Genomic DNA, 13,715 nt, shown 5'->3' with positions numbered 1-13,715 from the left:
AAACTTTCTTGTCATCATCAATTCATTTTTATCAGTTAGTTTCGCAATTACCTAAATATAAGTAATAACAACAATTAATGGTGAGACAGTAAAATTATTTCATTCCTTGAAAAAACCCTGTATCTTTTGTTATATAAATATATCCATTTTTATTTATTTCAGACTTCAAGAAATTTTCAAGATTATGGATTTTATTTTCATCAAATGCATTTCTGGTGTTTCCTGGCATAGAGAATATATAGTCCATAAGTGGTTCAACAGTTTTTAACTTTAAATTGTCATTATATCGTTTTATTGTTACATTTTTAAACCATACTTTGATCTTATCCAATCCATTTTCAAGTTGAAAGTTTTCTGTAAGGTTCCAACTGTCTGTGGTTATATTTTCCAAATCAGCTCTTTTGATAATTTCTCGCATTTCCTCCATATGGTTTTTTCCAACAGTAGAAGCATAAAAATATCCTTCAGGTTTTAAAATTCTATAAATTTCCGAAAGAGCTCTATCTACATTGATAACATGGTAGAGCATATGATTTGCAATTACTACATCAAAACTATTATTTTCATAGGGAATGTGCTGTACATCTACAATATTAAATTTAAATTTTTTCAAATTTAAAATAAGATTTTTTTTAGCATCCTCCAACATTCCAGGAGAAAAATCAGTAAGGGTTATATTCCATCCTTCTGGAATCTCATTTAAGTTTTTTTGCCACAGCCTTCCATCTCCGCAGCCTAATTCCAATATGGAAACTTTGTCTGGCAGATTTAAATGGTTAAAGAACCACTTCATCCAACCCTGTTTATTGGTACTAAAAAGTTCGTGAATTTTTATCCTGGCTCTTAAATTAGAGGCATTTTCATATTGTTCCATCCATTTTTGATCTGTGTTTATTATGTTTATTATGTTTATGAATTTATTCCAATTTAGTTCTTTTTCGTCATCTATCATGTGCTCAGCTTCTTCTATAGATTTAATTACAGCTTCTATATGATATATTTTTTCTTTCATTATTTTTTTCTGTATCTCAAGAGATTTTTTTAAGTCTCTGTGATCTACATCATAATTCATTATTTTTGATATATCTTCTAGTGAAAGTCCTATAAATTTAAGAGTAAGTATTTTTTGAAGCTTGCTAAAATCCTCTAAATTATATAATCTGTGACCAGAGCTGCTGTAAGAGCAGGGTTTTAAAAGGCCTATCTTGTCATAGTATCTTAAGGTTCTTAAAGTAACTCCTGATTTTTCAGCAAATTTACCAATGGTGATTAGATTAGATCTTTGTGTAAACATTAAATATCACTCCTACCCAAATTATTGTATCATATGACGTAAGGGAAGGTGCAATATATTTTTTAAAGGTGTATTCTATAATAAAGGGTAAAGTATTGTCAATGCTACAATAAAAAATAAGTAATAAAATGGCTTATTATTGAATATAAACGCATTATATGGTAATATCATATAAAAGTAAGGGCATTTTTTATTCAAAATGCCTTTTATTGCGAGCATAGAGTTTTATTATATTATTTCAGGCAAATGATTAATTGTCTAAGAAAAGGAAGGTTATTTATGGGAGATAATAATTCATCAAATTTTATTAAAAATATAGTTATAGAAGATTTAAAATCAGGAGAATATAAGAAGGTAGTGACAAGATTTCCCCCGGAACCTAATGGATATTTGCATATAGGCCATGCAAAGTCAATAGTTTTGAATTTCACCCTAGCAGATGAATTTGGAGGAAAAACCAACTTGAGATTTGATGATACAAATCCTTCAAAAGAAGATGTGGAGTATGTAGAATCAATAAAAGAAGATGTAAAGTGGCTTGGATATAGTTGGGATAATCTATGTTTTGCTTCTAGTTATTTTGAACAAATGTATGAATATGGCGTTCTTCTAATAAAAAAGGGAAAAGCATATGTATGTGATTTAAGTGGCGATGAAATAAGAGAGTACAGAGGCACTTTAACAAAGCCAGGAAAGGAAAGTCCTTATAGGAATAGGGATGTAGAAGAAAATCTTACCTTGTTTGCAAGTATGAAAAGAGGGGAATTTAAAGATGGAGAAAAGGTTTTAAGGGCAAAAATTGATATGGCATCTCCAAATATAAATATGAGAGATCCTGTATTATATAGGATAGCTCATGCAAATCATCACAATACTGGAGAAAAATGGTGCATATATCCTATGTATGATTTTGCACATCCTTTAGAAGATGCCATTGAAGGAGTTACCCATTCTATATGTACACTTGAGTTTGAAGATCATAGACCTCTCTATGATTGGATAATAACACAGTGTGAAATAGAAAATAGACCCAAACAGATAGAATTTGCCAGATTGAATATGACAAATACAGTTATGAGTAAGAGAAAACTTAAAAAGCTTGTAGACGAAAATTTTGTAGATGGTTGGGATGATCCGCGTATGCCCACTATTGCGGGTTTAAGGAGAAGAGGATTTACTCCAGAATCTATCAGAAATTTTTGTAGGGCAATAGGGGTGTCTAAAGCCAGTAGTATAGTAGATTCTCAGATGCTGGATTATTTTTTAAGAGATGATCTTGAAAAAAAGGCTCCTAGAACCATGGCTATATTAAATCCCCTTAAAATTGTAATAACTAATTATCCAGAGGGGAAAACGGAAACTTTTAGAATTGAAAATAATCCAGATGATGCTAGTGCGGGAGTTAGAGAAGTTCCTTTTTCAAAAGAAATATATATAGAAAGAGAAGACTTCATGGAAAATCCGCCTAAAAAATACTATAGGTTGTTTCCAGGCAATGAAGTTAGGTTGAAAAGTGCTTATTTTATAAAGTGTACTGAGGCAATTAAGGATGAAGAGGGGAATATTATAGAATTACGCTGTACTTATGATCCTGCATCAAAGGGAGGAAACAGTCCTGATGGAAGAAAAGTAAGAGGTACACTTCACTGGATAAATGTAGATACTGCAATTCCAGCAGAGATGAGGATTTATGAACCTCTTATATTAGAACAGCAGGAAAAAGAGGGAGAAGAGGATTCCTTTTTAAATTACGTCAATCCAAATTCTCTTAAGATTGTAAAAGGTTTTGTAGAGCCTGATATGAAACACGTAAAACCTGATGAGAAGTTTCAGTTTTTTAGGCATGGATATTTTGTTTTAGATAGAAAGTATAGTAAAGATGGAAAACTGATATTTAACAGAATAGTATCCCTTAAGAGTTCCTTTAAAATATTAGCTAACAAATAAATTATGTAAATTGGATTTAATAGAGCATATTTTAAAAATGTAATAAAATAATAATAAAGTATAGGGTATATATTTATTAAAGTTTAGTGAATTCTATTTTTAAAATTATGTGTCATGTGGACATAGTGCTTTTAAGGCATTGTCTTATATGGGGTGGGGAGATAAGTATTATGAATAAATATGAATATAGAATTAAAAAAAATAAAATTATTAGAAGAAGAAACAGAATTATTGTGGTATTATTCACCATGATGGTTTTTTTCTGGGGTTTCTATATGGGAAACAAACTTGCTTCCCAGAAAAATACCCTTTTAAGTGATTCAAATAAAACATCAAAAGAGGATAAAAAATTAAGTGCTGCCCAGTTAAAGCAGGCAAAGGAAAAAGAGGAATTGAAAAAAAGATTCACCACTTCTCAATCTGCAGGAGAATACAAGCCATGGGAGATTAATAAGGGCAGTGGCAAAAAGATAGCATATTTAACTTTTGATGATGGTCCTTCCTCGAATAATACTCCAGAAGTACTGAGAATATTGAAAGAGCACAATATAAAGGCAACATTTTTTTTAATAGGTGAAAATGCTGAGGAACATAAAGATTTGGTTGAACAAGAAGTGAAAGAGGGGCATATAGTGGCTAATCATACTTATAGTCATAGCCTGAAATATTATAGGGAAGATCCTGCACTATTTATAGAAGATATAAATAAATGTGATTCAGTGATTAAATCAATAGTAGGACAAGAATATAATTTAAAACTTTTAAGATTTCCAGGAGGATCCTTTAGTACACCACGTTTAAATATGCAGCCCTATAAAGATGCAGCTACTACATCAGGATATCACTTTGTAAATTGGAATGATATGACAGGTGATGCTGAAGGAGGTAATTTGCCTGTAAGTACTCTCATGAACAATTTAAGGAAATATACTACAGATAATACAGTGGTGATTCTAATGCATGATGCTGCAGCCAAAACTACTACCGTACAAGCTCTTCCGGAGGTAATACAATATTTACAGAATAATGGGTATACTTTTGAAACATTAGGTTAGTAATCCGGCGATTCTTAGTTCCATAAATTATTTATATATATGTGCATAAATTAATTAATTTATGCACATATATATTTTTAAATCATAAATTGTAATTAAGTACGTAAAATAATTGTGAAGCATACTTTAATGTTAATTAATAAATTGTTTGGAGGTAACTTCTCTTATGTGTGGAATTGCAGGATGGATTAATTTAAAAGAGGATATTTCTAAAAACAGGGATGTAATTTTAAATATGACAAATACCCTAAAAGAAAGAGGGCCTGATGACAAAGGATATTATTTTTCTAAAAATGTACTTTTAGGTCACAGAAGACTTATAGTAGTGGATCCCTCCGGTGGAGCCCAACCTATGTCAAAAAGTATAAATGGTAAAAAATATATAATTGTATATAATGGGGAACTTTATAATACTGAAGATTTAAGAAAGGTGCTTATAGAACAAAACTATTCTTTTAACTCTTACTCAGATACTGAAGTACTCCTCACCAGTTATATCCATTGGGGAGTAGAGTGTGTGAAACATATAAACGGCATATATGCTTTTGCAATTTGGGATGAAATTGAGGGAAGATTATTTATGGCAAGAGATCCTCTGGGAGTAAAACCTTTATTTTATACAATAAAAGATAATTCCCTTTTGTTTGGTTCGGAAATTAAAACACTTTTGGCACACCCTTATGTGGAACCAATAGTTGATAAGGAAGGATTAACTGAGATATTTGCTCTTGGACCTGCTAGATCTTTAGGAGGAGGCATATTTAAAGATATATATGAAATCCCTCCAGCTAATTATGGATTGTATACAAAAGATGGATTCAAATTAAAAGAATACTGGAAGCCAGAATGTAGGGTTCATAATGAAGATATAGAAACTACAGCAGAACATGTAAGAAGTCTTTTAGTAGATGCTATAAAAAGGCAACTGGTAGCGGATGTTCCTATCTGTACATTTCTCTCAGGAGGCCTTGACTCCAGTGCAATATCTGCAGTGGCAGCTTCTGAATTTAAAAAGCAGGGTAAAATTTTAAATACCTATTCCATTGACTATGAAGATAACGACAAATATTTTAAGGCGAATGATTTTGAACCAACTCCAGATAGAGTTTGGGCTCTAAAAATGTCAGAGTATATAAATAGTAATCATCATGGGATCATAAATAATAGTGAAAATTTAGCAAATGCCCTGTATAGTTCTGTAAAAGCAAGTGATTTACCAGGTATGGCAGATATTGATTCATCTTTATATCTTTTTTGCAGAGAGATAAGAAAGGATAATACGGTGGCACTTTCAGGAGAATGTGCAGATGAAATATTTGGAGGATATCCCTGGTATAGAAGACCAGAAGACATTAATGCCCATACATTTCCCTGGTCTAAATCTGTAGGTGCCAGAAAGGAAATTTTATCTCAGGAACTAAAATCTCTTAATCTTGAAGAATATTTAAAGGAACAATATGAAAGCAGTATAAGACAGGTTCCCCATTTAGATGGAGAGTCAAAATTGGAACATCGTATGAGAGAATTATTCTATTTGAATATTAAGTGGTTTATGATTACCTTATTAAACAGAAAGGATAGAATGAGTATGTCAAATAGTCTGGAGGTGAGAGTACCTTTTGCAGACTACAGGCTGGTGGAATATGCTTTTAATATACCTTCTGAAATAAAATTTTATAAAGGCAGAGAAAAAGGACTGCTTAGAAAAGCTTTAAAGGGAATACTACCGGAGGATATTATTGAGAGAAAGAAGAGCCCTTATCCTAAAACCCATAATCCTCAGTATACTAAAATAGTACAAAAAAAGATGAAAGATATAATAAAGAATAAGACATCCCCTATTCTTAATCTTATAGATAAAAAAGCAGTGAAGACTTTAATAGAAACAGGAGGAGCTTCTTTTAAAGCACCTTGGTTTGGACAGCTTATGAGAGGACCACAATTACTGGCCTATTTAATACAAGTTAATGAGTGGCTTAATGAGTATAAAGTTAAAATAGAAATATAAAAAATAGTTAAGTAAATACAAAAGCAGCTTTCTTACAAGAGTTTGGAGAAAGTTGCTTTTTATCTGAAATCTCAACAGTATATTTTAATTTTAAAAAGTATTTGTTTATGTTTTCTTATTCAGTGTGTTAAAATAGACTGTAAATATACATTATTTCAGGGGGCATTTTATGAGAAATATACATTTTGAAGTTGGATATGAAGTAAAATATGCAAAGTTGAGTTTAAGTTCAATAACTATTTATAGGGGGTTGCTGGAAGATGAAGTAATACTGGCTCTAAGGGATTTTTTTGCGTTTATTTGCCAAAGTGAAGTACAGGTGGAGTCCACTATGAACTCATACAATAGGTTCTTTTTTCTGCTAGTAAATAAAGGATATTGCTCTTTAAAAGACTATATCATAGACGGGATAATTTTTAGTGAAAATTCATTTTCAAAAGGAGCAGAAAATAGAAATCTAAGTGAATCTGAAAATCCAATAAAAAGTGCTGCAGCTAATGATTTACAGAGTTTAAGACATATTGCCACATTTGATTTTTCAAGTATAAAAGGAGTGTTATTGAATTATTTTCAAGAGGATGAATTTAAAGATATAATAGAGAAACTTCCAGAGCTAAAAAATATAAATAATTTTAAGGAACAGGATTATGACAGCCATATAAAAAATTTAAAGGAAAAATTTTATTGCAGTGATAATTGGAGTGAATGTATAGAAGAACTTCAAAAATTTCATGAAGATTACGGCTGTGGCATGTTTGTTCGTTACAGAGCTTTTATATGGGAGCACATTGATGGAAAGGGAAGATTTAAAGGTATTGAAAAACCGGATCCCATTAGTCTTTCAGATCTTGTAGCCTATGAGAGGGAACGTTCTATAATAATAGAAAATACCCTTCAATTTCTTAAAGGTTTTCCTGCAAATAATGTTTTGATACATGGAGATCGTGGAACAGGTAAATCCTCTACGGTAAAGGCTATACTTAACAAGTATTATAAAGAAGGATTAAGGATGATTGAACTTCCCAAATCTTACTTAAAGGATTTTGCAGATATAATAAGAGTTTTGAGGGCTAGAACTCAAAAATTTATTATATTTATAGATGATTTGGTTTTTGAAGATAATGAAAGTAGTTATACTGCCCTTAAATCCATACTTGAAGGGGGACTTGAAAATAAATCCCAGAATGTACTTATATATGCCACTTCTAACAGAAGGCACCTTGTTAAGGAGTATTTTAATGAAAGAGGGGTATTTCCTTCCTCTAATTTTAGTGAAGAAGTTCATGGAGGGGATAGTGTTCAGGAAAAGCTTTCACTAGCAGATAGATTTGGAATAAATGTAGTATTTGTATCTCCAGATAAAAACAAATATTTGCAGATTGTAGATGGCATCGCTAAAAATAGGAACCTAAAAATTGATGCGGAAACATTACATAAAGAAGCCCTTAAATGGGAAAGATGGTATAATGGACGTTCGGCAAGAACTGCTAGACAGTTTGTAGATTGGATAGAAGGTCACCAGAGAACAGAAGATTATAAGATTTAAAGGTAAAAACTCAGGAATAAAAATTAAATTCCTGAGTTTTATCTGTTGTTTTTATGATAAATTTTACCCTAAGGCTACCATATAAGCAAACTACACCTGAGCCTAAGAATAACTTGATTATATATTTATACAATATTTTTCTCCCATTTTTACAGGATGATATGATCTTTTGGCTTTTCTAAGGCCTTCAATACCTAAATCCTGTTCTCTATTTATATAGATAACATCGGATAAATAGTTTTCTACAAAGGTTTTATTAGTAAAAGTATATATTCCCCGTATGGAAGAACTCCCCTTTTCTATATGAATAATTGCCATGCTGTCATTTACCTTTTCTCCTATGGTAAAGGCACATATTTTATTATCTACATAAACAGACATTGCTTTTAGATCTAAGTTTTTCATATTGAATACAATTTCTTTAATACCATCTAATTCATATCTTAAATATTTATTATTGTTGTTTTTTTGTTCATACCAACTTTCAGCTGCACTTATAATATCCGCTTTTACTCCTGTATTATAAAAATCTTTAATGGTGTAATTATAGGTTTTTACGAAATAATTGTAGTGGTTTTTTTTGGAATGAAGTTTTTTACCAGATAAAGTAATAAGTTTTTGTGCGTTATAGATGTAGTCAAAGTTGTCTACATCTGGTTTTGAATATACAGTTTCTCCATAGATTTCTTTTAAGTCACTTAAAAATTTTCCCTCAGCATCTTTAAATAAATAGGGCATATCATTTTCTTCTTTGTATTTTATGAGTTCTTCTATTATGTTTTTAATGTTGTTTCTAGTGTATCCTATGGGCTGCATGAAGTGATAATTGCCATTGAAGTCTTTTTTCTTTATAATAAGGGTATTGTCATATATGGTGTATTTGATATCACATCCTTTTCTCCATATAATTAGACTGGTGAAAGAATATTCACTTGTATTAAAATTATAGTCAACTAAATATTTATCAAAAATGCTTTTATCGTCAATAGTTATAGGTTTAAATATAAGCATAAAAATTCTGCAACTTAATAAAATAGTACACACATTTAAAAATGGAGTACATTATTCTACTGGCAGTATACCTCCTTTTAGTATTTTGTATCAATCTTCCATTCCGATCTTAATATGCCGTAGAGATACATATCATATCTAATTCCATCTCTATGAATAAATTCCCTGTAGGTTCCTTCTTTTTTAAACCCTAATTTTTCATATAATTTTATGGCTGGTGTATTATAAGATAAAACAGTAAGTTGTATTCTGTGAAAATTTAACTCTTGGAAACCAAACTCCATGGTAAGGTATAGAGCTTCTTGTCCCAGGCCCTGTCCTCTAAAGGCAGCATTTCCTATACCTATGTATATTGTTGCAGTTCCATTATTCCAAAGTATATTTTCAAATCCTGTAATTCCAATTATTTTATTCTGCTTTATAGAGTTTACAGCAAAAATCAATTTATCAGAACTTTCTTTTAAATCTTTTATTGTAATCTTTAGTTCTTCACGGCTTTTTGGAAAAGCTGATATAATGTCAAAATTTCTTAAGAATAATATATCGTTATACCATTTTTCTAGGTAAGTGAGATGATCTTCTTTAAAAGAAGTAAGAAACACATTAGAACCCTTTAGCAAATTTTTAATCAAGACATATTCACTCCTTATGAAGTCATTTAGAGATTCAGATAAAATTTATTGATAGAAAATTTTTATCTGAACCTTAAGACAATTTATCCAAGTTCCAGCAGTGTTTAGTTAGTATTTTAAAGAATATGGGAATATCAGCTCATTGATGAATTTGGATAAAAGTTAGAATTAAATAATAATGATTTTTTCGACATAACTATTATAACTCATAAACTGTATAAAATTCAATTTTGAAATGAATATAGTGCAGTTTATTTTTTATATTATAATATATTTTTATTTACTATTATGTGAAATTAATATAAACTTTAATAATGTATAAAATTTTTTAGAATTAAAAAGAGTAATTTACTTGATTAATGAGCAACATTTATATAAAGGATTGATACTTGTGAATATAAACTATCAAAATGAATTAAATAAAATTATAGATAAAATTATATGTGAGAAAAGAAATCCTTCACTATTGCTTCATAGCTGTTGTGCTCCCTGCAGTAGTTATGTATTAGAATATTTATATAATTATTTTCATATAACAGTTTTTTATTATAATCCTAATATATATCCTTATGAAGAATACACAAAAAGAGTTAATGAACAAAAACAATTTATTTTGAATTTTGATGATAATAATAAGATAAATTTTATAGAGGGTTCCTATGACAGTGAAAAATTTTATCTTATATCTAAGGGACTTGAAAAGGAGGAAGAAGGAGGAGAGAGGTGCTTTAAATGCTATAAATTGAGACTTGAGGAGACAGCTAAACTTGCGAAAAAAGGAAATTATGATTATTTTACTACAACTTTAACTATAAGTCCTTATAAAAGTGCACAGAAATTAAACTGTATAGGAAAGGACTTAACTTGTAAATATAAAGTGAAATATTTATATTCAGATTTCAAAAAGAAAAATGGATATAAAAGAAGCATTGAACTCTCAAAAATATATAATTTATACAGACAAAATTATTGTGGTTGTGTATTCTCTAAAAATGAGTTACCATAAATTTAGTTTAATATTGTAACTGATTATATCATAAGAATCACTTGATTGCTGGAGGGGTATCTATGTCAGAAATAGTAGTAAAAGTTACGAGAGGGTCTTTAGTTGAAAGTATTCATAGAGCAGATATAGCTGTAGTAAACAGCAGAGGGAAACTTCTTTATAGTCTGGGAAATCCATATAAGCTTACATATATGCGTTCAGCAGCAAAGCCAATACAAACTTTAAATGTTATATTGTCTGGAGCTGCCGAAAAATTTTCTTTTACAGATAGAGAGATATCTATAATGTGTGCTTCTCATTATGGAGAGGATTTTCATAGGGAAACTGTGAGTAGTATATTAAAAAAGATAGGGCTTGGTATAGAAGATCTGTTGTGTGGGTCTACTATATCTCTTAATAAGGAATATGCTCAAAGACTTTTATGGGATCATGTGGAAATAAATCCTTCTTATACGGACTGTTCTGGAAAGCATTGTGGAATACTTTCCGTATGTGTTTTAAAGGGATATGATATAAGTGGATATAATCTTTTGGAACATCCAGTTCAAAAAGAAATAAAAAAAATAATATGCAAGGTTTGTTCTGTAAAAGAGGATAATATAGTTATGGGTATAGATGGATGTACTGTGCCTATATTTGGAATGTCCCTCTATAATATGGCATTGGGATTTTGTAAAATGGCAAACAGCGGTGTACTTGAAGAAAAGTATAAAAGTGCTGCTGATAGGGTATTTAAAGCCATGACAACAGCACCTGAAATGGTAGCTGGAACGGGAGGTTTTTGTACTGAACTTATGAAAAACACAGGAGGCAGGCTTATAGGAAAACTTGGGGCGGAGGGAGTATACTGCATAGGAGTAAAGGATATGGACTTAGGTATAGCAATAAAGATAGAAGATGGCAGTACAAGGGCTCTATGGCCTACAGCAGTTAAATGTCTGGAAGATTTAAAAGTTTTAGGGGAAGGCGAAAAAATAATTTTAAGTAAATTTAAAGTTAAGGATAATACTAACAATATAAAAGATAAGGTAGGAGAAATATTTCCTGACTTCCACTTAAATAAAAATTAAAAAATAAATTTTAATTTTATTGAAGCAGCGATAAAAGGTATTTCGTCTAATATATATCGAGGAAGTATTGTTTTGGAGTAAGCGGGCCTTATTATTTATAATATTGCCTGCTTTCGTTTTAATGTAAAAATATATCCTATTAAATTTCTGTGAAATTTGATAGGATATATTTTATGAATCGGGGGTTTTTATTTCAAGTAAAATTATTTTACTATAAAGCTTAGAGCTATTATTTTAAAGAGAGATATTACTACATTAATGATAACATAGTATCAAATGATATTCAATATCGTTTTACTGAAATAATTTAATTGAAAGACAATATTGTAATTGTAATAGAGAGAACTACATTCAATATAGTATAATGTAGTTTAGAAAGGTGGTATTAAAGTGAATATAATAGCAAGATTTTTAAGTTATTATAAACCATACAGATTTTTATTTTTTACAGATATGGTTTGTGCATTTTTGGTTTCTATAGTAGATTTATCTTTTCCTTTAATTTTAAGTTATCTTTCAAAAAATTTTTTTATAAGAGATAAAAGTGTAATTCTTGGAGGATTGGTTTACATAGGTGTAATATTTGTATTTATTTACATATTAAAATATTTTTGTCAATATTTTATAGCAGCCTGGGGACATATTATGGGAGCCAGAATGGAAAATAATATGAGAAGCGATTTATTTAATCATTTTCAAAAATTATCATTTTCTTATTATGATAATAATAATACAGGACAGATGATGTCAAAACTTGTATCGGATCTTTTTGATATATCAGAACTTGCCCACCATGGGCCGGAAAATGTGTTTATATCCATTATTAAAATTATAGGATCTTTTGTAATATTGTTATTCATAAATGTTAAAATGACATTGATCTTATTTTTAGTCACTATAGTTATGGTGATATTTTCAATATCTAAAAATAAAAAAATGCAGCACATATTTTTAGATAATAGAAAAAAAATGGCCAATATAAATGCATCAGTTCAAGACAGCCTAGAAGGGATAAGAACTGTAAAATCTTTTGGAAATGAAAATTTAGAAACAATAAAGTTTGATAAAAATAATAATGAATATTTAAATTCCAGGTCAGATAGTTACAAAGTTATGGGGGAATTTATTGCAGGAAATTCTTTTTTTCAAGGAATATTATATATGTCTATAATAGTTTCGGGAGGTATATTTATAACTGAAGGCTCTTTGAAAGTATCAGATTTAGCAGTTTATGCACTGTATATAAATATTTTTATAAATCCCATAGATATACTTATTAACTTTGTTGAACAATTTCAAAAAGGTTATGCTGGTTTTAGGAGATTTATGGAGATAGTGGAAACTGAACCGGAAATTGTGGATAGCAAAGGGGCTGTGGCACTTGAGAATGTAAAAGGAGACATAGAGTATAAAAATGTATGTTTTAATTACAATGGTAAACATAATGTGTTAAATAATATAAATATAAGTATAAAATCCGGGGAAAATATAGCACTAGTTGGTCCTTCTGGTGCAGGTAAGACAACCATATGTTCTCTGCTTCCCAGATTCTATGATGTGACAGAAGGTGTTGTTACAATAGATGGAAAAGATATAAGAGATTTGACTATTGAATCTTTAAGGAATTCTATTGGAATTGTACAACAGGAGGTTTACATGTTTTCAGGTACTGTAAAGGAAAATATAAAATATGGAAAGCCCGGTGCGTCTGATAAAGAGGTAATAAAAGCTGCAAAAGAGGCTAATATCCATGAATATATAATGACTTTGCCTAAAGGATATGATACTTATATAGGCCAACATGGAGTAAAGCTTTCAGGAGGTCAAAAACAAAGAATATCTATTTCTAGGGTGTTTTTAAAAAATCCTCCTATATTAATATTGGATGAGGCAACATCTGCTTTGGATAATGAAAGTGAAAGATTTATACAAAATTCTCTTGAGAAGCTCTCTAAAAACAGGACCACAATAGTAATTGCACATAGGTTAAGTACCATAAGGAATGCAGATGAGATAATAGTAATTGACAATGAAGGTATAAAAGAGAGGGGAAGTCATGAAGAACTTTTAAGGGAAAAAGGATTATATTCTTATTATTATAATATGCAGTTTCAAGGTCTTGATGCAGTAGAATAGGGGGCATGTG

At 30.1% G+C, this 13,715-nt stretch carries 10 protein-coding genes; 7 read left to right on the top strand and 3 right to left on the bottom strand.

The genetic code is table 11. The features are described from left to right. Nucleotides 1-94: 94 nt before the first annotated feature. Complete coding sequence (locus V7Q02_RS14710; protein WP_333861844.1) at nucleotides 95-1,294, bottom strand: MerR family transcriptional regulator; 1,200 nt, start codon at nucleotides 1,292-1,294, stop codon at nucleotides 95-97. A gap of 279 nt (nucleotides 1,295-1,573) precedes the next feature. Between V7Q02_RS14710 and V7Q02_RS14705 the strand changes: the two genes are divergently transcribed. The 4 genes from V7Q02_RS14705 (at nucleotide 1,574) to V7Q02_RS14690 (ending at nucleotide 7,850) form a co-directional block, all read left to right on the top strand. Beyond that, nucleotides 1,574-3,241, top strand: coding sequence for a glutamine--tRNA ligase/YqeY domain fusion protein (locus V7Q02_RS14705; protein WP_333861842.1), 1,668 nt, complete (start codon nucleotides 1,574-1,576; stop codon nucleotides 3,239-3,241). 170 nt (nucleotides 3,242-3,411) lie between these two features. Beyond that, nucleotides 3,412-4,296: a polysaccharide deacetylase family protein gene (locus V7Q02_RS14700; protein ID WP_333861840.1), complete on the top strand. Its 885-nt coding sequence runs from the start codon at nucleotides 3,412-3,414 to the stop codon at nucleotides 4,294-4,296. A 166-nt stretch (nucleotides 4,297-4,462) separates the two neighbouring features. Continuing rightward, complete coding sequence (asnB, locus tag V7Q02_RS14695) at nucleotides 4,463-6,304, top strand: asparagine synthase (glutamine-hydrolyzing) (RefSeq protein ID WP_333861839.1); 1,842 nt, start codon at nucleotides 4,463-4,465, stop codon at nucleotides 6,302-6,304. Nucleotides 6,305-6,473: 169 nt separating this feature from the next. Next, nucleotides 6,474-7,850 (top strand): ATP-binding protein, encoded by a 1,377-nt coding sequence (locus V7Q02_RS14690; protein WP_333861838.1) that lies wholly within the window; start codon nucleotides 6,474-6,476, stop codon nucleotides 7,848-7,850. 117 nt (nucleotides 7,851-7,967) lie between these two features. Here the strand turns inward: V7Q02_RS14690 and V7Q02_RS14685 are convergent, their stop codons facing one another. Then, nucleotides 7,968-8,861 carry a DUF2156 domain-containing protein gene (locus V7Q02_RS14685; RefSeq protein WP_333861836.1) on the bottom strand — a complete coding sequence of 298 codons (894 nt, stop codon included), beginning with the start codon at nucleotides 8,859-8,861 and terminating at the stop codon, nucleotides 7,968-7,970. A 77-nt stretch (nucleotides 8,862-8,938) separates the two neighbouring features. Then, nucleotides 8,939-9,493 carry a GNAT family N-acetyltransferase gene (locus V7Q02_RS14680; protein WP_333861834.1) on the bottom strand — a complete coding sequence of 185 codons (555 nt, stop codon included), beginning with the start codon at nucleotides 9,491-9,493 and terminating at the stop codon, nucleotides 8,939-8,941. A 355-nt stretch (nucleotides 9,494-9,848) separates the two neighbouring features. Here V7Q02_RS14680 and V7Q02_RS14675 point away from each other — a divergent pair, with 355 nt between their 5' ends. The 3 genes from V7Q02_RS14675 (at nucleotide 9,849) to V7Q02_RS14665 (ending at nucleotide 13,705) form a co-directional block, all read left to right on the top strand. Then, entirely contained in the window at nucleotides 9,849-10,499 is a 651-nt protein-coding gene (locus V7Q02_RS14675) for an epoxyqueuosine reductase QueH (protein WP_333861846.1), read from the top strand. Nucleotides 10,500-10,561: 62 nt separating this feature from the next. Then, nucleotides 10,562-11,569 carry an asparaginase gene (locus V7Q02_RS14670; protein ID WP_333861832.1) on the top strand — a complete coding sequence of 336 codons (1,008 nt, stop codon included), beginning with the start codon at nucleotides 10,562-10,564 and terminating at the stop codon, nucleotides 11,567-11,569. A 390-nt stretch (nucleotides 11,570-11,959) separates the two neighbouring features. Then, a complete protein-coding gene (locus V7Q02_RS14665) occupies nucleotides 11,960-13,705 on the top strand; it encodes an ABC transporter ATP-binding protein (protein WP_333861831.1) in 1,746 nt (581 codons plus the stop codon). The last annotated feature ends 10 nt before the right edge of the window (nucleotides 13,706-13,715 follow it).

Source organism: Clostridium sp., from assembly GCF_036781005.1.
GTDB lineage: Bacteria > Bacillota > Clostridia > Clostridiales > Clostridiaceae > Clostridium_B.
This window is presented reverse-complemented; position numbering and strand designations above follow the sequence as displayed.